17 protein-coding genes are annotated in these 23004 nt (G+C 44.9%); 14 read left to right on the forward strand and 3 right to left on the reverse strand.

The genetic code is table 11. The features are described from left to right. The first annotated feature begins 62 nt into the window (after positions 1 to 62). From znuA to HLM86_RS01125, 5 genes are all read left to right on the forward strand, one after another. Complete coding sequence (gene znuA / locus HLM86_RS01105) at positions 63 to 935, forward strand: zinc ABC transporter substrate-binding protein ZnuA (RefSeq protein ID WP_170882150.1); 873 nt, start codon at positions 63 to 65, stop codon at positions 933 to 935. Positions 936 to 1130: 195 nt separating this feature from the next. Then, a complete protein-coding gene (locus HLM86_RS01110; RefSeq protein WP_170882149.1) occupies positions 1131 to 4439 on the forward strand; it encodes an AraC family transcriptional regulator in 3309 nt (1102 codons plus the stop codon). Positions 4440 to 4900: 461 nt separating this feature from the next. Beyond that, a complete protein-coding gene (locus HLM86_RS01115) occupies positions 4901 to 5137 on the forward strand; it encodes a FeoA family protein (RefSeq protein WP_076585458.1) in 237 nt (78 codons plus the stop codon). Then, positions 5127 to 7403, forward strand: a complete 2277-nt coding sequence (gene feoB, locus HLM86_RS01120) for a Fe(2+) transporter permease subunit FeoB (protein ID WP_170882148.1) — start codon at positions 5127 to 5129, stop codon at positions 7401 to 7403. Before HLM86_RS01115 ends, feoB begins: the two co-directional genes overlap by 11 nt. After that, a complete protein-coding gene (locus HLM86_RS01125; RefSeq protein WP_170882147.1) occupies positions 7400 to 7630 on the forward strand; it encodes a FeoC-like transcriptional regulator in 231 nt (76 codons plus the stop codon). The genes feoB and HLM86_RS01125 overlap by 4 nt, the downstream gene beginning before the upstream one ends. 32 nt (positions 7631 to 7662) lie before the next feature. Here the strand turns inward: HLM86_RS01125 and HLM86_RS01130 are convergent, their stop codons facing one another. Further along, the gene (locus tag HLM86_RS01130; protein WP_076585453.1) at positions 7663 to 8082 is read right to left on the reverse strand and encodes an HIT domain-containing protein; all 420 of its coding nucleotides are present in this window, start codon (positions 8080 to 8082) and stop codon (positions 7663 to 7665) included. Positions 8083 to 8168: 86 nt separating this feature from the next. Beyond that, complete coding sequence (gene argS / locus HLM86_RS01135) at positions 8169 to 9902, reverse strand: arginine--tRNA ligase (protein ID WP_170882146.1); 1734 nt, start codon at positions 9900 to 9902, stop codon at positions 8169 to 8171. A 236-nt stretch (positions 9903 to 10138) separates the two neighbouring features. Here argS and HLM86_RS01140 point away from each other — a divergent pair, with 236 nt between their 5' ends. Further along, positions 10139 to 10738: a VOC family protein gene (locus tag HLM86_RS01140; protein WP_076585450.1), complete on the forward strand. Its 600-nt coding sequence runs from the start codon at positions 10139 to 10141 to the stop codon at positions 10736 to 10738. On the opposite strand, the gene HLM86_RS01145 is transcribed toward HLM86_RS01140, so the two are convergent. Beyond that, positions 10730 to 13504 carry an insulinase family protein gene (locus HLM86_RS01145; RefSeq protein ID WP_170882145.1) on the reverse strand — a complete coding sequence of 925 codons (2775 nt, stop codon included), beginning with the start codon at positions 13502 to 13504 and terminating at the stop codon, positions 10730 to 10732. The two genes, HLM86_RS01140 and HLM86_RS01145, sit on opposite strands and share 9 nt — an antisense overlap. A 235-nt stretch (positions 13505 to 13739) precedes the next feature. Here HLM86_RS01145 and sixA point away from each other — a divergent pair, with 235 nt between their 5' ends. The 8 genes from sixA (at position 13740) to HLM86_RS01185 (ending at position 22988) form a co-directional block, all read left to right on the forward strand. Further along, positions 13740 to 14210: a phosphohistidine phosphatase SixA gene (sixA, locus tag HLM86_RS01150; RefSeq protein WP_076585981.1), complete on the forward strand. Its 471-nt coding sequence runs from the start codon at positions 13740 to 13742 to the stop codon at positions 14208 to 14210. A 115-nt stretch (positions 14211 to 14325) separates the two neighbouring features. Beyond that, complete coding sequence (gene flhA / locus HLM86_RS01155) at positions 14326 to 16419, forward strand: flagellar biosynthesis protein FlhA (protein ID WP_076585444.1); 2094 nt, start codon at positions 14326 to 14328, stop codon at positions 16417 to 16419. 30 nt (positions 16420 to 16449) lie between these two features. Beyond that, a complete protein-coding gene (gene flhF / locus HLM86_RS01160) occupies positions 16450 to 17940 on the forward strand; it encodes a flagellar biosynthesis GTPase FlhF (protein ID WP_170882144.1) in 1491 nt (496 codons plus the stop codon). Positions 17941 to 17953: 13 nt separating this feature from the next. After that, a complete protein-coding gene (locus HLM86_RS01165; protein ID WP_076585440.1) occupies positions 17954 to 18841 on the forward strand; it encodes a MinD/ParA family protein in 888 nt (295 codons plus the stop codon). After that, positions 18834 to 19568, forward strand: a complete 735-nt coding sequence (locus tag HLM86_RS01170; protein ID WP_076585438.1) for an RNA polymerase sigma factor FliA — start codon at positions 18834 to 18836, stop codon at positions 19566 to 19568. Before HLM86_RS01165 ends, HLM86_RS01170 begins: the two co-directional genes overlap by 8 nt. Positions 19569 to 19613: 45 nt before the next feature. Further along, a complete protein-coding gene (gene cheY / locus HLM86_RS01175) occupies positions 19614 to 19982 on the forward strand; it encodes a chemotaxis response regulator CheY (protein WP_076585436.1) in 369 nt (122 codons plus the stop codon). 39 nt (positions 19983 to 20021) lie between these two features. Continuing rightward, a complete protein-coding gene (locus HLM86_RS01180) occupies positions 20022 to 20747 on the forward strand; it encodes a protein phosphatase CheZ (protein ID WP_076585434.1) in 726 nt (241 codons plus the stop codon). A 9-nt stretch (positions 20748 to 20756) separates the two neighbouring features. Beyond that, entirely contained in the window at positions 20757 to 22988 is a 2232-nt protein-coding gene (locus tag HLM86_RS01185) for a chemotaxis protein CheA (protein WP_170882143.1), read from the forward strand. The last annotated feature ends 16 nt before the right edge of the window (positions 22989 to 23004 follow it).

Below are 23004 nucleotides of genomic sequence, written 5' to 3' on the forward strand. Positions count from 1 at the left end.
ATTGATATTGTTATAATGTAACATTCGATCCCCTTTAATGCCAGAGACAGTGTGACGGAATTATGAAACAGCTTATCCCTTTGCTAGCTATATTTTTTATAGGTAGTGTTAACGCCAATACTATATTGACGAGTATTAGACCTATTCAAATGATTAGCTATGAGATTACTCAAGGAGTCACTGAGCCTGACGTATTACTCGATTCAAACACTTCTCCCCACGATTATGCACTCAAACCATCAGATATAAAGCGTATTCGTAGTGCTGATTTGGTTATTTGGTTTGGCCAAGACTTAGAACCATTTTTGAGCAAGGTACTTGAAGGGCAAACCAACATTCTAACGATTAGTGAGATCGAGGGCTTAGAATTGCGGGAGTTTTCTGGGAATGAGCATGAACATGACAGTCATCATCACGGTTCACATGATCCACACTTCTGGTTAGGACAAAAGCAAAGCCTACATGTGGCTAAGGCTATTAGTCAAAAACTCAGTGAAGTGGACCCGAGCCACAAAGAAAAATATCAAAGCAATTATCAGGCTTTTGTAACTAAGGCAAATCAATCATTTCAAGAATGGCAAGAGGCTTTAGATCCTGTTAAATCGGTGGGCTATTACGTGTTCCATGATGCCTATGGGTACTTCGAGCAAGATTATGGTTTGAATCACCTTGGTCATTTTACGGTTACCCCAGATAGAAAACCAGGTGCAAAAACACTCATCCATATCCGTAAAACATTGGCCAAAGGTGACGCCAAGTGTGTTTTCTCTGAACCTCAGTTTACGCCAGCGGTTATTGAGTCGGTGACTCGAGGCAGCAAAGCAAATATAGGAGAGCTCGATCCACTGGGCTCTCAAATATCCGTAGGCCCGAATAGTTATTTTGCTTTTCTTCAGTCGATTACAGACAGCTTTACTCACTGTTTGCGTCGTTAATCGTGACAGGAAAAAAAGGAAGCGAAATGGCTTCCTTTTTTATAAATACATTATTTATGGTAAATTTTTGGAACTAACGTCTTGTTTATAATTTAAATTCCTAGATAATCGTTGATAGTCTCTGCACACCAAATACAAGCGTAGTCCAAGTATTTATTGGCTGAACGCGGACTGTCTGATTAATAGGGAATCGTGATGAAGAAAGCGTTTTGCTTTGTATCACTGCTGATTATCGCTCGTCTTGCCATGGCGATGGATTCCTCCGTATCCGTTTTTTATCCGCTGCCCACTCAGCTTCAGGGCAAAGCATTTGCAGCAAAATCACTCTTTCTTGGTGGCGATGGTGGAATATGGTTTCAGGACATGCAAAATCATGTTTTATTTTTTGATGGTCAGAATATTTTACCCAAGACAGGTTCTGCACTTAGCGTGGATTCTGAGCATATTGCCTTTGTCGATGGCGAATTTTGGTCGTTCTCCGGTCATCAAGTCTATCGTTCTTTGCCAAATAAAACCCGTCAACACGTTTTCAATTTAACTCCAGGTAGTGTCATCGATCGTATCGGGACATCCGAACGATTCATTTGGTTATCGGATAGAGATAATTTCTATACCTACCATCTTGATACACATCAAATGTCCACTTACTCGTTAGTGAGTATCGATCAGCTTAGCCAGTCTTCAAACTTAGTGGTGACTGCGGCACAGTTTTTAGAGTCTCAATGGGTTCTTGGAACGAGTTCAGGGGCTTATTTTATCAATGACGGCCAGTTAGAACACCTTGTCGACGCCGGTAAACGTTCGATAGACACGCTCTACTTTTCAGAACAACGCAAAGAATTGTTGTTAGGGACTCGCCACGGGCTGGTTATTGTCAGTCTCGATAGTCTTGAAAACAGCGCACGCGTCATGCCTGATAGTCACGTATTGAGTGTCACTGAAACATTGACGGCCTACTGGGTCGGCACGGAATCTGGCCTTATTCGCTATCCGTTTGTGAGTAAAGAGGCGGAGTATGTGTCAAAGTTTCAATCGGTTAGCAGTGCGCCGCTTGGTAAGAAAGTATATTCGCTTCTTAATGACAAACGAGGAGGTGTGTGGGTTGCGACTGAAAGAGGTGTGCACTATTTTTCGATTTTCTCACAACATTTTGAGCGCTTTTCTCCGTCTTTTGTACAGGCGATAGGACCGGAGCAAGTGGTGAAAGTCAAACGCAGGAAAAATCAAGGCGGCTACTGGATGATCACTGATAGCGGTATTTATCAGCTGCAGAGCACACCCAATATTTCACACCAGCTTTTCTATAAAGGAAAAGTGAATGATGTCCTCGAAATGGGAGGGCTTGTATGGCTAGCCACCCAAGATGAGGTGATATGTATTGATACTCAATTTGGCAGACGTGTTGCTGAGTGCCCTCCAAATTCTATCAGAACGCTGGCGGTGGAGGCGTTCGCGGTGGATAAGTCCAACGGAATATGGGGAGTAAGTACCGACAAAATATGGCGTTATGACACAGTGGCGAATAGCCTGAGTCAATATGGCTCTCAGTGGGTGCAATCTCAGTATTTACCCGCTCAATTGACTGAAGTCTTGAACACTCAGAATGAAGAATTAGTGATAGGTACTGAACACGGTATTTATCTTCTGCAAGAAGGGCAGGTGTCTTTTATCAATGAATCCCAATCTTTTGGTCGGGTATTAAGTATTGTTCAACTTAAAGAACGAATGCTGTGGGTAGCGGGTACTTATGGGCTGTATAAACTCGACATCAATAGCTTAGAATTAACACCATTGGCGTTGGTTGACCAACATATTGCACCGAAATGTTTGGTTAAAAACAAGACAGGTGTATGGCTGACCTCTTCGTTGGGACTCACACATTATGACCAATTCGGAAACATTAAAGCTCATTATGGTGAGCCTCTTGGCTTAATCAACAATGAGTTCAAAGTCGGGTTGTGCAGCACTGTTGTGGATAAGCCATACAGTTTGTTTTTGGGTTCACGGAACAATTTGATAAGGGTCGATACTCACCAGTTACAGCTCGATACATCCCCTATTGTCTCTGTGATATTAAGCCAGATCTTGGTCAATCAAAACTTACACTCATTGGCTGGTATTGATTATCAGCCCCTCAATGTTGAATTTGGCCAGACAATCTCTTTTCAGTTTGGCGTTTTACCTCAAGTGAATATTGTTTCCCTTCAATATCGATTGACCAACCGCCAGCCATGGCAATCTCTGGAGGGTATGACATTATTTATAGAACATATTGCGCCCGGTCAGCATCAACTTCAGGTGCGCTCTATCGTTGATGGTCAGGCCTCTGACACAATCAATCGATATGGCTTCACCGTCGAAGAGCCGTGGTATATTAGCACTTATGCTATTTTCGTTTACGTTATCCTGTTAGTCGTGATGATTTTATTCGTGGTGTATTTGCGCTCAATGTTTATGTTGAAAACGAATCGTGAACTGAGGTTTCAAGTTGCTCTAAAAACCAGTCAGTTGAACCATCAAACTCGTATCTTGCTGACGAATAATACGCAACTTAGAAAGCAGTTAGAGGTTAGGCAAATTTTCTATCGACAATCTATAGAGCAGCTTAAAGCCTACTACCAGCCCCCACATGATCCTGAGGAAGTAAAAGAATCATTAAACACCATCGTATTTTCGCGGCCAGATAGATGGTTGAATCAAGGAGCAACAGAGAACCTCGATGAATATCTAATCTGTAATCTTTCCTTATTATTACGTTCGGCTCTGGACGGATGGAACGAGGAACTGGCGAACAGCAATCTTTCCATTGATGTGAGTTCTTCACCAAGACAAGACCTTTATGCCTTGTTAAAAGTCTTTAATTTGGATGTGGTATTTAATGTTTTGATCGCTAACATCCTTTGTCGCAGTCAATCAGCAACATTTCATTTAAAGTTGCAAGACCAAAAGGTCGTGTTTACCTCCGTTGACGATGGCCAAGCCATATCAGAGTTATCAGAGTTCTGGTGTGAAATTGAGGGTCTTGTCAAACAGAGTGATGGAGAGAGCCAATTAACTTATGTGGAGAACCGCAACCTTGTTCAACTTTTCTGGGCAGATGGGTGCCAGCTGAATGAAAAGCCAAGCCAGCCTTTGGCGGCGGTGAAGCCACTGGGAGATAAACCTAAATCAAGCTGGCTTAAAAAACTTCAACACCTAGTGGACGAACATTATGCTGATCCTGATTTTGGTACCTCTGCCGCCGCCAGAAAAATGTTTGTCTCTGAACGAAGTTTTCAGCGCCGATTCAAATCTGCGATGCAGCGTACCTTCATGGATTATGTCACAGAAGTGCGACTTGACCACGCATGCAGGCGTTTGCTCGCGGGAGAAAAAGTCTCAGATGTTGCCTTTGAATGTGGTTTTAATGATCCCTCCTATTTTGGTCAAAGATTTAAACATCGTTTTGGCGTTTCCCCTTCTCAGTTTATCGCTGAGCAGGAAGGGGCAAGAGAGCTAACGTAGTGGTGATGGAGAGTTAGGAAAAAAATCGCGGCATAACCTTTGACGGCTATACCGCGGGCGCCAATGACACCTACGCTTGCTGCTAAAGTGGCACGGGGTGCACCACTTCTGGAATTCATTGTCTGCAAAGAAATCGCTTCTCTGGCCTGATTAACTATAAAGTTAATCAGCACTTCAACTTATAAATTTAACGCCAATATGACATGATAAAAGCGACATTTCTGCAAGATAATGAAATTATTTAACTTAAATTAAATTTTTGTCTCGCTAGAGTTAATGCGGTGAGGGTGGCAACCGTCAGCATTCGTTGTTTTAACAATATTGACGTGGGTTATATTAACGAAAGTAACGTTTCATCTATGCAATGTTTGATTTCGAGCAATATTCACAAAATTAACCTGGTATAAGATTTAAAAATATAAATAGTAATCCTTCTCATTGTTATATTTATTGGCCTTTCTATGAAACTTTCACAATTAAATCACGGACAAAAAGCAACCATTACAGGGTTTTCGGGGCTATCAAGCGACGTAAGAAAAAAACTCATGGTAATGGGTTTGTTACCCGACACACCGGTGACCCTTATTCGAAAGGCTCCGATGGGGGACCCTCTTCAGGTCGAGGTCAGAGGCGTTTCTCTTGCAGTAAGAACAAATATCGCCAATGCAGTGAACGTGGAGGTTGACCGTGAACTATAACATTCTAACGGTTGGCAACCCAAATAGTGGAAAAACAACACTATTTAATGGTTTGACTGGGGCCAAACAGCAAGTGGGTAACTGGGCTGGTGTAACGGTGGAGAAGAAAACTGGACGTTATCCGCATTCCGGAGACGAGTTTTTGCTCACTGATCTTCCCGGTATATATGCACTTGACAGTGGTAATGATGGAAACAGCATTGATGAATCGATTGCATCTAGAGCTATTTTGACCCATCCGGCGGACTTGATTATTAACGTTGTTGATGCAACTTGTCTTGAACGCAGCTTGTATATGACTCTTCAGCTAAGAGAATTGGGTCGCCCCATGTTGGTGGTGTTGAATAAAATGGACGCGCTTAAACGAGAGCGGCAAACTATCGACGTCAAATCGTTGGAAAACATGCTGGGATGTCCGGTTTTTGCCTTGTCGGCAAATAATCGAATTCAGGTGCAAAAGCTCAAACAGCATTTACATAAAGCTGTAGTTCAGGGCGTCGCTCTTAATGAGTTGAAACTCGACTACCAGAAAGATTTCGAAAATGCGATAGAAAAAATCAAACCGATATTCGAGAAAGATGCGTATGTTTCAGCGCGTGCTTTATCCATACGTAGTTTCGAAAACGATAGACTTGTGCTCAACAATCTTTCTCAGCTAGAACGAGACAATATTGCCATGGTACGAGAAAGCGTGGAGCTTGATATTGATTTGTTGGTGGCTGATACCAAATACACGTTCTTGCATCAACAGTGTCAGGATGTTCGGAGATCTGAAGGTAAACTGAGCCATAGCTTTACTCAAAAAGTCGATAATGTTGTCCTAAACAAATGGGTTGGTGTGCCATTTTTCTTTATTGTGATGTACCTGATGTTCATGTTTTCGATCAATATAGGCAGTGCATTTATTGATTTCTTTGATATTGGTGTCGGTGCTCTATTGGTTGACGGTGGACACTACCTACTCGATAACCACTTGCCAGTATGGCTGGTGACTCTGATAGCCGATGGCGTTGGTGGTGGCATTCAAACGGTGGCGACCTTTATTCCTGTTATTGCTTGTCTATATTTATTTCTCGCAATTTTGGAAAGTTCTGGTTACATGTCGCGTGCAGCTTTTGTCTTAGATAAAGTGATGCAGAAAATTGGTCTCCCTGGTAAAGCGTTTGTGCCTTTAGTATTGGGTTTTGGTTGTAATGTCCCTGCTATTATGGCGACACGTACACTCGATCAGGAACGAGAAAGGAAACTGGCCGCGTCCATGGCACCTTTTATGTCTTGTGGCGCTCGGTTACCAGTCTACGCTCTTTTCGCTGCCGCGTTCTTCCCACAAAGTGGACAAAATATTGTTTTTGCTTTGTACCTGCTGGGCATTTTGGCGGCGGTGTTTACAGGCATTGTGTTAAAGAAAACCTTGTATCCTGGTTCCAGCGAAAGTTTTGTTATGGAGATGCCAGACTATGAATTGCCCACGGTGCAGAATGTCGTCATTAAAACGTGGCAGAAGCTCAAACGGTTTGTTCTTGGCGCTGGTAAAACCATTGTGTTAGTTGTAACTATCCTGAGTTTTCTTAATTCTGTAGGCACGGATGGTTCATTTGGACATGAAGACAGTGATGCATCGATACTGTCAAAAGTGTCACAAGTTGTGACCCCAGTGTTTGCGCCCATTGGGATTCAAAAAGAGAATTGGCCTGCAACCGTGGGGATTATCACTGGTATTTTTGCCAAAGAGGCGGTGGTCGGTACACTCAATAGCCTCTATGCTCCGAGCACGAGTGAAGACGCGGAGTATAATTTGCTCGCGAGCTTAGAAGAGGCGGTCATGTCGATTCCAAATAATCTCGCAGGGTTGAGCTACTCTGACCCCTTGGGTATTGAGGTGGGTGATCTGACAAACACTGAAGATGTGGCGCAGCAGCAGGATGTTGACGCATCGATTTTTAGTAATTTAAACCAATACTTTATTTCTAGCCATGCTGCATTTGCTTACCTTATATTTATCTTGTTGTATACGCCATGTGTTGCCGCTATGGGCGCTTATGTCCGCGAGTTTGGTCAGAAGTATGCGCGCTTTATCGCGCTTTGGACAATGGGTTTAGCTTATGGGGGGGCCGCACTTTACTATCAAATCGCTCATTTCTCTGATCATAAGGTCTATAGTGCTGGCTGGATTGCAGGTATTCTTCTGGTGTCGTTAGTGATCTATCGTGGTCTCAAAGTGGCTGGTCAACGTCAACTCACTTGTTCAGAGGCGCAAGTGGTATGATTCTTCAATCATTGAGAAAACATATCGAACAGAAAGGTTGTGTCAGTCAGGTTGATCTCGCTAAGCGATTTTCGCTGAGTGAAGACGGGGTTGCTGCCATGTTAGAGGTTTGGGTGAATAGAGGAAAAATCTCCCGCCTCGTTGATACGAACAAGTCAGGGCAGGTGACTCGTATTCGTTACTCCGCAAACCGGGTTGAAGGGCTATCTTTGACTGTGATTATGTAAATTACCACCGCAGGCATGACGGCGGTAAGCCGTCATTGAATCAATGAATCAGAGAGTGCGTTCTGTATGTCACTTATCATGGTTTGCTGTTGCTGTGGTGCCCGATATTCGCCGAGAGTATTTCCCCACACTGGTTCTGGCCATGCAAGATCATTCTTAAAACGTGCAATATGATGGATATGTAGCTGAGGGACTCTATTCCCTATCGCACCTAAGTTAAGCTTGTCTGGTTGGAACGTTTTTTCGATAGCTAAACTGACTGCCCGAGATTCCAGCAAAAATTGTTGCTGATCTGAGAGTGATAGTTGATGAAGTTCCGTGAGGTTTTCACGTTTTGGCACAAGAATGACCCAAGGAACTGCGTTGTCCTTATGGAGAAGCACAAGACACAAAGGCAAGTGACCAATGATATCGGTATCCTTGAGTAACTGTGGGTGAAGTTCAAAATTCATAGGTGGCCCTGTTATGTTAAGTGTCACTATTCCCCAGATAAAAGAAAAGGTTGGTGTGTATGCACCAACCTTTAACTGTGTGAACTTTACATGCGTTCAAGGGTATCAATACCCAGCAGCGATAAACCTTGTTTAATGGTATTCGCAGTCAGGGCTGAGAGCTTAAGGCGACTTTGTTTAACAGAGACATCTTGAGCATTCAGCACTGGGCAGGCTTCGTAGAAGCTAGAGAACTGACCTGCGAGTTCGAATAGATAACTACACATGATATGAGGTTGCCCTTCACGAGCAACGGATTGGACCGCTTCTTCAAACTGAAGTAGCTTGGCTATCAAGGTTTTTTCTTTTTCATCAGTGATCTTTATTTCACCGGGCAAGTTATCCATAGGGAGACCGGCCTTAGCGAAAATGGATGCAACACGTGTATAAGCGTATTGCATGTATGGGGCGGTGTTTCCTTCAAATGCGAGCATGTTGTCCCAATCGAACACATAGTCAGTTGTTCGGTGTTTCGAAAGATCTGCATATTTTACCGCTGCCATTGCAACAGTATTGGCAATATTTTGTTTCTCAGCGTCTTCCAACTCTGCGTTTTTGGATTCAATTAGCTTGATGGCTCGCTCTTGTGCTTCATCGAGTAGGTCTGCTAAACGGACTGTGCCACCGGCTCGTGTTTTAAATGGACGGCCATCTTTACCTAGCATCATCCCAAATGCGTGATGCTCAAGAGAGACATTCTCCGGAACATAACCTGCTTTGCGGACGATGGTCCACGCTTGCATAAGGTGCTGATGTTGACGGGAGTCGATGAAATAGAGAACCCGGTCAGCACCGAGGGTTTCGTAACGGTACTTTGCGCAAGCGATATCGGTTGTCGTATATAGGAAACCGCCATCCCTCTTTTGGATAATCACACCCATAGGTTCGCCGTCTTTATTTTTGTATTCATCAAGGAAGACGACTTGAGCCCCATCATCCTCTTGGGCTAACCCTTGTTTTTGGAGATCGGCGACGATACCAGAGAGCATATCGTTGTACATACTCTCTCCCATAACGTCATCACGATTTAGGGAGACGTTAAGGCGGTCATAGTTTCGTTGGTTCTGGATCATGGTAACATCCACCAACTTTCTCCACATTTCTGCGCAGTATTGGTCACCACTTTGAAGTTTGACAACATAGTTGCGTGCTTTGACGGCGAACTCTTCGTCTTCATCGTAGAGTTTTTTAGATTCTCGGTAGAACGCTTCGAGATCAGAAAGCTCCATAGAGACTTCGCCAGATTCTTTCTGAACACGCTCTAGGTTTGCAATTAGCATCCCAAACTGAGTTCCCCAATCTCCTATATGGTTTGCTCGAATGACATTATGGCCAAGAAACTCAAGGGTGCGGACAACGGCGTCACCAATAATTGTTGATCTCAGGTGACCGACGTGCATTTCTTTTGCAACGTTCGGGGCTGAGTAGTCTGCTACGATGGTTTTCTGTGTTTCTTTACTCACACCAAGGCGTTTATCAGCCAGTGCGGCTTCTGCATTGTTGGCAAGAAATGCTTCACTTAAGAAAATATTGATAAAGCCGGGACCAGCGATTTCTGTTTTGCACGCGATACCATCAAGGTCAAGAACGTCCAGAACTTTTTGAGCAAATTCTCGCGGGTTCGCACCGAGTCTCTTTGCAACACCCATCACACCGTTTGCTTGATAATCACCAAACTGTGGTTTGGCTGATTGGCGAACCGCAGCAGGGCTGCCTTTGGGTGCGCCTGCGGCTTCTAAAGCCTGAGATACTTTGTCGTTAATAAGTGCTTGGATATTCACACGTGATTCCTTCAATTCTTGAGAATTGGTTTGATATGCAAATTGACTTCAGTCTTGTTGAGATAGCTTGCTGAACTTAGCCACGGTTGCGGGATGCATATCGTTTTGAGTTAATAAATTGGAGCACATAATATCAACTTTAAGTCATCTCTTACAGGGAGTGTTCTGCGAAATTTTCTACTTTTGTTGAGTAACTTGCTACTATTGTCGATAAATCAATATATTGGATGGATAAAATGTCTCAAAGGCCGTTAGATGTAGAACTGATGCCGTTTCAATTGAAAGCGAAACTGAATGATTTTATGGATAGAATTCAGGGGCTAAGTGAAAAGCTGGCGATTGATTTGAGCGCGTTGCAGGCTGATCATATTGCTTTAAGAGTGAATGATTTATCTCTGGCTGAACAAGTGCACAAAGAGTGGTTAAAAGAAGGTCGTGAAATTTCGACTGCGATCATTAATGGCCGCCCGATTATTGTGATTGAGTTTGATCAGCCTCTGACTGCCGCACATTGGACGATTGAATGTCTTGAATTGCCATATCCTGCGGCTGGCAAAATCTACCCAGTGCAAAGTTGGGAGCATGTAGAATTCGTTATGCCTTCTTTAGCGTGCAGTGCTGAGCAGTTTTTGGAGGACATAAAACGGCGTTTTCCAAGCTTTGACAATCAATGGGATTCACTAAAAGAGCAAGGGGTAACCGTTAAGCTTTCCAGCCCAAAAGGAGAAGGAGAACGACTTGATAACCCGACAGTGGCTTTTAAGCATGAAGGGGTCTGTATTAAGCTTCACCCCTATTCACTTAAACAAATTGTGGCCTCAGAGCAGTCAACCTAGGTCAGTAGCTTTTGGGCGTAACTGAAATTGTTCAATTGAGCCTATCTCCAACCCGAGGTTCAGCTCAGAGGAATGGCGGTGCGAGCTGCCTTGTGTATGCATGATAAGTCGATTGGCTGTCCTTGGCTTTAATTGGGTGACGATAAAACGAATCATGTCGGCGCGAGTGAGCTTTTTGAGGGCCTCAAGGACCTTTTCTTTTTGATTGAACTGACTGTCTTTATTTCCTATCGATACCCATAATCGCTGGGCTCGGCCACGAAGAGTGGTGTCAGGAGTAGCAATTTGGTTCCAGAGGCCTCGCTTAGTGCTATGCCATTGATAATCATTGAGCTCAAGTAAAATCATATAAAAAGCGTTGAGAAACTCATCGATGGATTGGATAAGCTCAACGGGTGCTGCATTGGGTGACTGAACGTAGAGTACGAGGCCTGGGTGCCGATTGAGCGGCATGTTTCCCGTTCCCACCATATAGCCCAGCTGTTGTTTGGTTCTGATTTCATTAAAAAAAGTAGCCGACATCAAGTGGTTAGCGAGAGAATAGAGGGCGATGTTCCGAGGAGCGATATCGAGACACTGGTAGTACACCACAATAGCGGAATCGGCTTGTTCGCAGTCGATCGAGTGATGAAACGTGCCACTTTCGCCAAGCATCACTAAGGGGCGCAGCGATTCTTCATATTTTTGGTTAGGGACGCTTAAAGCATCTTTCAGTGTGTCACCCAATTTGATCGCATCGGCTTGAGTCCAATCACCATAAACAAACATTTCAATATGCAATTGAGCAAGAATCTTTTCAACAAATTCAGCCAATTCGGTTACTTCAATTGTTTCTAGGGCTTTCAATAGTTCGGCGTAAGGTGGATTGTTAGGTTGTAATAGTCCGGTCATCGCGTTGAACAATTGAGATATAGGTTTATCTTGTGCTGCGTTGCGCCAGTTTCTCAACATTTGGGACTTGATCGTGGTAAAACGTTGTTGGCTGAATTCCCGCTTTGCAAAACGCCGCAAAATCATGGCCATCAACTCAGGTTGTTTTTTACTAAACCCAGAAAGAGTGAGAGTGACACCTCCCTGATGGGCGTACATGTTGTAACCCATACCAGCGATTTCAGCTTGGTAAGTCTCTGTTGATAGTGAGTCCAAAAACATTTCCACACACAGACGTGTTTTCACAATGTTTTGGCTATTAGCGACCGCATGGGGACTGTCTATGGCGACGTAAATCACCCCTTTGGGAACACGAAATTGATGATCTTGTAGGTGCCAAAGCTTGAATCCAGGTAAGTCCTCTATGATGCTGGGTGTCGTCGAGCGTAATTCAATGTCGAAAGGTTTTAAATCGTAACAAATAAATGGGTTCTTTTGGGGTAAGGCAAAAGCGAGAGGGCTGACCTTTCCAAAATGGTCCATTTGCTCATCTGTCAATCGATTGACACTGTATGGTGTCGCATACCAATCTGCTTGCTGGTCATAATCTCGTCCCTGTGCGATGACGGATATACGAAGGTTTTGCGGCGTAAAATAGTCGAGCAGACTCTTTAATTGATTTTCATCGTATCGGTTCATGACAAAGTCGCCATAGATGGTATCTTCTGGCGAATAATGCTGCATATTGACGACAAGGTGACTGACCAGATCCATCGGTTTCGTGGGTTCTTGAAAGCGGAATGCTGACTCAAGTACCGCTTGTTTTTCGAGATAGCGCCATTGTGCAAAACCTTCACGGCTTACCAGCGCGAGATAAGAAAATACGCCCTGTACAATATCTTCAACGTAGTTAAGCCCTAACGCTGTTAACGCGCAGCTAACCGTAAATTCACGATAATTGCTACCACTGGTCCCGCCTCCAGCAGTGAGAGACGTGATCCAGCCCTTTTGTTTAAGCGCCAGCATTAAGCTGCCTTCAGCTTCGTCGCCGAGTAAATGTGCAAAGTAGGAAAGGGGCTTTTGGCGATAGTACTGATCCATGCAAGGGAAAGGGAATGTAAGTATCAGTTTTCGAATATCCTTGATGGGCTCTACATTGACAATAATTTCAGTGGATTGCTTGCTTGTGTATGGAACATTTATTGTTTTACCGGACAGGTTATGGTTGGGAATATGACAAAATCTTTCTTTAATCCAATCCTCAAGTTCTTGCAGAGTTTGTGGCCCCATAATGGTAAGAGTCATGAGATCCGCCGAGTATTGTTGATAGTGAAAATCAACAATTTCATCGCGAATGGACTGGCCATTTCGATCCCCAAGCGTTTCAAGGTTCCCTACCGAAAATTTAGAGAAAGGATGCGCTGGATTAACCAGCTCTTTGTGTACTTGATACAAGCGACGAGAATCATCTTTTAGTTTGAGTTTATATTCAGATTCTACGGCTTGACGTTCTTTGTCCAAGGCTTCTTGATTAAAAAGTGGTGAGGTAAAAAACTGACTGAACCTATCCAGACTTTGCTCGAAAACGTTCGGTGATACATCGAAGAAAAAACAGGTATGCTCGGTTCCCGTCCAAGCGTTATTGCTGCCACCGTGTTGATTAATATAGTGTTGAAATTCGCCTATTTTGGGGTACTTTTCTGTCCCCAAAAAAAGCATATGTTCAAGATAGTGAGCTAGGCCTTGTCTGTCTAAAGGGTCATCGAAATGACCGACGTTAACGGCGAGAGCTGCGGCTGATTTTTGCGCATCTCTGTCATGGACCGCTAGCACTCTAAGCCCGTTATCCAACGTGAAATAGCGATATTGGTTGGTATCATTGGGGCTTATATGCACAAGTTTACTCCGCTTATGGTCGCTAAATAGTAGTATGAACGGGATGTGGACGACTGCCAACTCGGGTTCAAAGAAAGATAAGCATACACAATTTGTTAATTCATCACTAAAGATTGTTAAGAAAGTCCAAGTCTTTGGCAAGGCACTTGATATAATTATTTTTATAGGGCACAACGCTAAGATAATAAAATTGCGCTTAGTAAGCGCGGCAAAAACAGGTAATAGGAACACAGCCATGAAAATTTTTATTATGCGTCATGGGGAAGCAGAGCATTACGCAGAATCAGATGCTCAGAGATCATTGACTGAACGGGGTCAAAAGAATTCCGTCCAAGTCGTACAAGAGTGTGTGAAAACAGGCCATAGTCAGTTTGATTGTGTTTTGGTTAGCCCCTACCTACGAGCACAACAAACTTGGCAGGCGGTATCGCATTTGTTTTCAGCCAAGAAAATCCTCACTTGTGATGATATTACTCCCTACGGAGAGTCTTCTCATGTTGCAAACTATGTCGAGGCTATCGCGGAAGTAGATAAATTGACCTCGGTGTTACTGGTCTCCCATTTACCCTTAGTGGGATATTTAACTGCCGAATTTGTCCCCGAAATTGCGCCCCCCATGTTTACGACTTCTGGCATTATCGGTATTGAATATCACTTAGATAAACATGTTGGAAACGTCATCTTTAATCGGCAATCAGAGTCGTAATATCTGTCGCTTTCGTCTTAGCGGATTCAGCCATAAAATTGACATTGCTTGTGGACTGGAATTTGCATCCTGTTTCAAGTCTTTAAATTAATAAGAAATAGTAGCCTGCTCTTCTATGAAGTTTACGATGCCATTCGCGGATAAAATACCGCCAATCCCTCAAAGAGCGATGCCAGCCATCGGTGCGCCTATTATGGTTTTAGCAAGTTTGGCGATGGTGGTGCTACCCATACCCCCGTTTTTGCTCGACTTGTTTTTTACGTTCAATATTGCGTTAGCTATGGTGGTCTTGTTGGTCACTGTTTACACGCGTAGGCCGCTCGACTTTGCTGCATTTCCCACGGTTCTTCTTATTTCCACCCTGTTGCGATTGGCGCTAAACGTAGCATCGACACGAGTTGTGCTTCTCTACGGCCATGAAGGCACTAGCGCAGCGGGTAGTGTAATTGAAGCGTTTGGTAGTGTTGTCATTGGGGGCAATTATGCAGTGGGCCTAGTCGTATTCCTTATCCTGATGATTATTAACTTTATGGTTGTGACGAAAGGTGCGGGCCGAATCTCTGAAGTCAGTGCGCGTTTTACCTTAGATGCATTGCCCGGCAAGCAGATGGCCATTGACGCCGACCTTAATGCCGGCTTGATTGATCAGGAACAGGCGCGGACTCGCCGTCAGGAAGTGACCAAAGAGGCCGATTTTTACGGTTCGATGGATGGTGCATCAAAATTTGTCAAAGGGGATGCGATTGCTGGTATTTTGATCCTCTTTATCAATATCATTGGTGGTTTATCGATTGGCATGACTCAGCATGGTCTGGGCTTTAGTGAAGCGATTCAAATATTCACATTGCTGACGATTGGTGATGGTTTAGTGGCGCAGATCCCGTCTCTGTTGCTTTCTATCGGCGCTGCTATCATGGTCACCCGTCAAAATACAGATGAAGACATGGGCCAGCAGGTTGTCTTTCAGCTTTTTGACAACCCGAAAGCACTCATGATCACCGCGTCTATTTTAGCGATTATGGGTATTGTTCCTGGCATGCCCCACTTTGCTTTTTTGCTATTAGCGAGTTTAGCGGGCGGGGGGGCTTACTGGATGTACCGCAAGCAGAAAAAAGCGCTTGAAACGGCCAACCTTCCAGCGGCCCCTGATCAAGAAGCACCAACACCTAAAGAACTCTCTTGGGATGATGTTCAACCCGTTGATATTATTGGTCTTGAAGTCGGTTATCGTTTAATCCCCTTGGTCGATAAAGATCAAGGCGGAGAATTGCTTGAGCGTGTGAAAGGCGTCCGTAAAAAGCTGTCTCAAGATTTCGGTTTCTTGATTCCTGCTGTACATATCCGAGACAACCTAGAGCTGACGCCAAACAGTTATCGGATCACTTTGATGGGGGTGGCTGTGGGTGAAGCAGAAATTCGACCAGATATGGAATTGGCAATCAATCCAGGTCAAGTTTACGGGCTAATCGAAGGGGAGCAGACCATTGATCCAGCTTTTGGGCTAGAAGCTATTTGGATCAAGGCAGAGCAGCGTGAACATGCTCAAGCACTAGGGTACACCGTCGTTGACTCCTCAACGGTTTTGGCGACTCATTTGAGCCAATTATTGACCAATAATGCTTCGCAATTGATAGGCCATGAAGAAGTTCAAAATTTACTGGAAATGCTGGGAAGAAGTACGCCTAAGCTCGTGGAGAATTTTGTCCCCGACCAGTTGGCGTTAGGTGTGGTTGTTAAAGTTCTTCAGAATTTATTGAATGAGGCGGTGCCGATTAGAGATATCCGCACCATAGTTCAAACCTTGGCAGAATATTCAAGTAAGAGTCAAGAACCTGACATCCTCACCGCTGCCGTTCGAATATCACTTAAGCGATTAATTACTCAGGAAATCAATGGGATAGAGCCGGAGTTGCCGGTCATTACCTTGATTCCTGAGCTGGAACAAATATTGCATCAGACAATGCAAGCATCTGGAGGAGAGTCTGCGGGAATTGAGCCCGGCTTAGCTGAACGATTGCAATCTTCTTTGGCTCAGGCGACACAGGAGCAAGAGCTAAAAGGAGAACCAGCGGTACTGCTGACTTCTGGTGTATTGCGCTCGACACTGGCTAAGTTTGTCAAAAATACGATTCCATCGCTCCGAGTACTCTCTTACCAGGAAATACCGGATGAGAAACAGATACGTATAGTACAGGCCGTTGGCAATTAGCACTAATGCGTCAATAAACGGATATCGACTTTGAAGATTAAACGATTTTTTGCCAAAGACATGCGCACAGCTCTACTCCAAGTCAAAGAGGAGTTGGGGGACGACGCCGTGATAATGTCGAATAAAAAAGTCGCGGGTGGTGTCGAAATTGTAGCCGCAGTTGATAACGAGACGGCGGCGGCTCGATCGGGCTCTCATCGCGCTCAGCCCCTCTACCAAGCCCCTCAGGCTCAATCAAACGCTAACAAATCACGGTCCTCAAAGCGACGTTTAGACGAGGATAGAGTCAGCTTACAAAGTAAAGCCGATTCTGGCCGTTCGATGACAAAGCGCTTTGCGAACATGCTACATCAGTACAGTAACGAAGCGACACAGGAAGACGGTCAGAGTGGAGACAATCAAGATTCGCTATCAGCCTTGCTTAAGCGTCAGTCTCAGAATCGCAATGGTAACCACGATGATCGTGACGTTAAAGTTCGGGAAGATTCTCCTTTAGCTAGATTGATCGCAGAAGACCGCGATAAAGGCAGTGCTTCTCCAAGGTTAGACCCATCCCGTTTCGAACGCGGTCGCGCAGATGAACAAAACGAACAAGTGCAGGGCTCAGATCTTGAGGATATGCGTGAAGAAATGACATCGATTCGGCGGCTTCTTGAGCACCAAGTCTCTGGGTTAATGTGGCAGGAAGTTGAGCGGCGTGAACCTCTTAGGGCGATGTTAATAAAGCGATTAGAGCGTATGGGGGTGTCTTCCGAACTCGCCGACCAACTTGCTTGCTATATCCCTGAAGAGACCCCACCGACGAAAGCGTGGAAAGCACTGTTAGGTTTAGTCTCGGACCAAATCCCGATCTCGAAGCAAGACATCTTGAAGCGAGGTGGTGTGGTTGCTTTATTAGGCCCAACTGGCGTCGGTAAAACCACCACGGTGGCGAAATTGGCAGCAAGGGCGGCCATGGAGTTTGGGCCGGATAACGTAGCTCTTGTCACGACGGACACCTATCGCATCGGGGCGCATGAACAACTGGCCATTTATGGCCGCATTATGGGGTGTGCTGTAAAAGTTGCTAAAGATTCCAAAGAGTTAGCCGATGTAGTTTATCAACTGAGAAACCGTCGTCTAATTTTGGTTGATACTGCAGGTATGGGGCAAAGAGATGTCCGTTTGTCAGAGCAACTCGATACCTTGATGCAAGATAGCGGTGAAGTGATTCACAGTTATCTAGTACTACCAGCCACAGCGCAGCGAAAAGTATTACAAGAGACATTAGACCATTTCAAGAGAATCCCTCTTTCTGGTTGTATTTTGACGAAACTCGACGAGTCCTTAAGTTTGGGGGAGTTTGTCAGTGTAGTGGTACAAAATGCGCTACCTGTTGCTTACATTGCTAATGGGCAGCGAGTACCAGAAGACATAGTGATTGCACAGCCTAAGTATTTGGTGGCTAAAGCAAACGAACTTTTAGAGAAGTCGACAGACGACGAGCCTCACTACTGGAATAGTGAAGTAGAAGGGTTCTAGGCGGCGGACGATTATGACAAAAAATATGATACAAGACCAAGCAAGCGGTTTACGCCGCTTAACCCAACCTTCCCTGACCAAGGTGATTACTGTCACAGGCGGTAAAGGTGGCGTGGGAAAATCAAATGTAACTTTAGGTCTGGCCATTTGCATGGCGCGTCAGGGCAAAAAAGTCATGGTGTTGGATGCTGATTTAGGTTTAGCCAACGTTGATGTGATGTTAGGGATTCGAGCAAAACGAAATCTTGGACATGTTCTGGCTGGCGAATGTGAGTTGCAAGATGCTATTGTAGAAGGACCCTTTGGGATTAGAATTATCCCAGCGACGTCGGGGACTCAGTCGATGACCGAGTTGTCGCATGCGCAGCACGTTGGTTTGATACGTGCGTTTGGCAGTCTAGAAGATGAAATGGATGTCTTGCTTATTGATACAGCGGCAGGTATTTCGGATATGGTAGTGAGCTTTTCTCGTGCGGCTCAGGATGTGGTAGTGGTAGTTTGTGATGAGCCTTCCTCTATCACAGATGCTTATGCTCTTATCAAGCTGCTGAGTAAAGATCATCAGGTCCAACGATTTAAAATTGTTGCAAATATGGTGAGAAGTTACCGAGAAGGCAGAGAATTGTTTGCAAAATTGACTTTGGTCACAGAGAGATTTTTGAATGTTAGCCTTGATCTCGTAGCATGTATTCCATTGGATGATAAAGTTCGACAAGCTGTTAAAAAACAAAAGATTGTTGTGGATGCATTCCCTCGCTCACCTGCGTCATTAGCATTGGGATCATTAGCAAATAAAGCGCTAACTTGGCCAATTCCGAAAACACCGAGTGGACATCTGGAGTTTTTTGTAGAACGCTTACTTCATAGAACAGAGATGTTAGAGGAACCATTTGGTGAATAAGGCATTGACCTATGACCAATACGCAAATCAAAATAGTCAACGAGTCTTTCTAGAAAAGCACTCGGTGCTTGTGAAGAGAATTGCTCATCACCTTCTGGGGCGTTTGCCACCGAGTGTGCAGGTGGAAGATCTTATTCAAGCAGGGATGATCGGTTTATTGGAAGCTCAAAAGAACTACGACGGTACCAAAGGAGCGAGTTTTGAAACGTATGCTGGTATCCGCATACGGGGTGCTATGCTTGATGATATACGTCGTGGAGACTGGGTTCCACGGTCAGTCCATAAATACAGCCGGGAAATCAGTCAGGCTATTGCGCAACTGGAAGGAGAGCTAAATCGCGATCCAACTGATGCGGAGGTTGCCAAGCACATGGAAATGAGTCTAAAACAGTATCATGGTGCTTTAAACGACATAAATTGTTCTCGTTTGATAGGTATGGAAGATTTAGGCGTTTCGGAAGACGCCATTTCACACGAAGACGCTGATGAAGAAAATCTCCCATTTCAGGGGGTTGCAGAAGAAAATTTTCGAACCGCCTTAACAGAATCGATAAAATCACTGCCTGAAAGAGAAGCACTAGTACTTTCACTTTATTATGATGAAGAGTTAAACTTAAAGGAAATCGGCGAAGTCATTGGTGTTAGCGAATCACGCGTTAGCCAGATACTTAGCCAATCAATGCAGCGTCTGCGCACGAAATTGAGTGTTTGGACAAATAATGACTAGAAATCACTGATATCGAACTCAGTGGAGGCAATTTTGAATAAAAATATGAAGATCCTTATTGTTGACGACTTTTCAACAATGCGCCGTATTGTTAAAAACTTACTTCGAGACTTGGGTTTTAATAACACCCAAGAAGCGGACGACGGCTTGACGGCGCTACCAATGCTCAAAAAAGGTGATTTTGAATTTGTTGTTACAGATTGGAACATGCCAGGGATGCAGGGTATCGACCTTCTTAAGCACATTCGTGCTGATGAGGAGCTGAAACATTTGCCAGTATTAATGATAACGGCAGAAGCCAAGCGCGAGCAGATAATCGAAGCGGCTCAAGCGGGGGTTAACGGGTACATAGTGAAACCATTTACGGCTGCTACGCTAAAAGAAAAATTAGATAAAATCTTTGAGCGTTTATAAGTCAACCTGATGACGAAGCACGCGAAAGGCTAATTCAGAATGATTTCATTAGAACAGGCAAAACAACTCGTAGAATTATTAGAAAACGAGCAGCAACAAGACGCGGACAAACTTGTAAGCAGTATTGTTGAAGGCGCTTCGAATCCTATGTTACAGGAAATAGGAGAATTGACGCGTGATCTTCACGAGTCTCTCAAGCAGTTCAATCTGGATGATCGCTTGAACGAGATAGCAAATGATGAAATCCCTGATGCCAGGGATCGCCTTCAATACGTCATTGAGAAAACAGAAGCAGCAGCGAACAAAACGATGGATGCGGTTGATCGCTGTATGCCAATAGCAGATAACCTCCATGGTGGGTTGCTTCAAGTCCGACCCCAGTGGAATGAATTGATGCGTGGCCGAATCGAACTTGCAGATTTTAAAGGACTTTGCCATAGAATCGATGAGCTGCTCTGTGAGGTGGAGGGAGACAGTTCTGAGTTGAAAGGTCAGCTGACCGAAATTCTTATGGCGCAGGATTTTCAGGACTTAACAGGGCAAATTATCAGTAGGGTCATTACACTGGTTAATGAGGTTGAGAAACGTCTTGTTGAAATTCTAACCGCTTTTGTCGCTAGCCAAGGTGAAGAAACGGTAGAGAAAGAGAAGAAGAATACATCATCGATAGACCCTGAAGGGCCTATACTCAACCCTCATGAAAGAAATGATGCGGTTTCATCACAAGACGAAGTCGACGATTTGCTCTCAAGTCTTGGGTTTTAGAGGTAATTTATGAGCTATGAATTAGACGACGACATTCTACAGGACTTTTTGGTTGAAGCAGGCGAGATTCTTGAGCTTCTATCTGAACAGCTGGTAGAGCTTGAGAATAACCCTGATGACAAGGATTTGCTCAACGCAATTTTCCGTGGCTTCCACACGGTTAAAGGTGGCGCAGGATTCTTATCATTGGCTGAGCTGGTTGATACTTGCCACGGTGCTGAGAACGTATTTGATATCTTGCGTAATGGTCAACGTCAAGTTTCTGCTGGGTTAATGGATACGATGCTGACCGCGCTAGACACCGTCAACGAACAGTTTCAGGCCGTTCAAGACAGAGAAGCCTTGCCAACGGCGGACCAAGCATTGCTCGACGAATTACATCGTTTAAGTAAGCCTGAGACGGCAGATGAAGCCGAACCTGCTCCACCTGCTGAGCCTCAAGCGGCAGTAGACTCTGAGCCCGCGGCTCAAGACCTTGAAGTCGCTCCTCCAGCAGGCGGCGCAGTAGCTGCTGATTCAATCGATGAAATTACGCAAGATGAATTCGAAAAGTTGCTTGATCAACTTCATGGTGAGGGTAGCGCTCCCAGTGATGTGGAATCAGCACCCGCACCAGCTCCGCCAGCCAGTGATGCAAGCGGGGATATCACGGATGATGAATTTGAAAAGTTACTCGATCAGCTTCATGGTTCGGGTAAAGGCCCAGGAGATGAGGAGGCCGCACCACCTGAGGCGCCAGCAGAGAATAAACCGGCGGCTTCGGCACCAGCTGCGAGTGATGCTGACAGTAACCTTATGACGGATTCCGAGTTTGAAAAGCTTCTTGATGACCTTCATGGTTCGGGCAAGGGGCCGGCTCCTGAAGATGGCGATGCTCCGTCAGCACCTGAAGTGGTGAAAGCACCGGAACCTCAACCTGTAAAAGAAGCGGCCAAGCCTGCTGCGCCTAAACCTGCTCCAGCACCCGAGCCTGCGCCAAAAGCGGCACCACCGCCAGCCCCCGCAGCAAAGGCGGCACCACCCGCGAAGAAAGAAGCGTCAACACCCGCGAAGAAAGCCCAAGCCGAAGCGACGGTTCGTGTCGATACCTCTACGTTGGACACCATTATGAATATGGTAGGCGAATTGGTGTTAGTTCGTAATCGATTACTGAGTTTAGGTTTAAATAGTGCCGACGAAGAGATGTCGAAAGCGGTTTCGAATTTGGATGTGGTTACCGCCGATCTTCAAGGTGCGGTAATGAAGACTCGGATGCAGCCAATTAAAAAAGTATTTGGCCGTTTCCCTCGCGTTGTACGCGATTTGGCTCGAAGTCTTAACAAAGATATTGAACTGGAAATGCGAGGAGAAGAGACTGACCTAGATAAAAACCTTGTAGAGGCACTCGCTGACCCGCTGATTCACTTGGTTCGTAATTCGGTGGACCATGGGGTCGAAATGCCTGATGACCGAGTTAAATCAGGAAAGCCTAGAACGGGTAAAGTGGTCCTGTCTGCATCTCAAGAAGGTGACCATATTCAACTGGCTATCGTTGATGATGGTGGCGGTATGGACCCTGATAAACTGCGAGGGATCGCAGTAAAACGCGGAATTATGGATGAGGATGCCGCGTCTCGCTTAACCAATAAAGAGTGCTTTAATCTTATCTTTATGCCTGGTTTTTCCAGCAAAGAGCAAATTTCGGATATCTCCGGACGTGGTGTGGGTATGGATGTTGTTAAGACAGCGATCAATACACTTAATGGTTCGATTGATATCGATTCCGAGATGGGGAAAGGGACTAAGATCACCATCAAGGTGCCACTAACGTTGGCGATTCTACCTACACTGATGGTAGGTGTCGCAGGTAATCCGTTTGCTTTGCCTTTGGCCAGCGTTAACGAAATCTTCCATTTGGATTTGAGCCGCACTAACGTTGTCGATGGTCAACTGACGATTATCGTTAGAGAAAAGTCAATTCCATTGTTTTATTTGCAGAACTGGCTTGTCCCTAAAGCCAGAACCGCGGAATCGCGCACAGGTCATGGTCATGTTGTGATAGTCCAACTGGGCGGTCAACGAGTTGGCTTCGTGGTGGATACGTTGATTGGTCAAGAAGAAGTCGTAATCAAACCATTAGATAATTTGCTTCAAGGAACGCCGGGTATGGCGGGGGCAACGATTACTAGCGATGGGCATATTGCCCTTATTCTGGACGTTCCAGATTTGCTTAAGCAGTATGCCGCTGCTTCTCGGATCTAAGTCGCAGATAAAAAAG

Source organism: Vibrio ostreicida, assembly GCF_013074385.2.
GTDB classification, from domain to species: Bacteria; Pseudomonadota; Gammaproteobacteria; order Enterobacterales; family Vibrionaceae; genus Vibrio; species Vibrio ostreicida.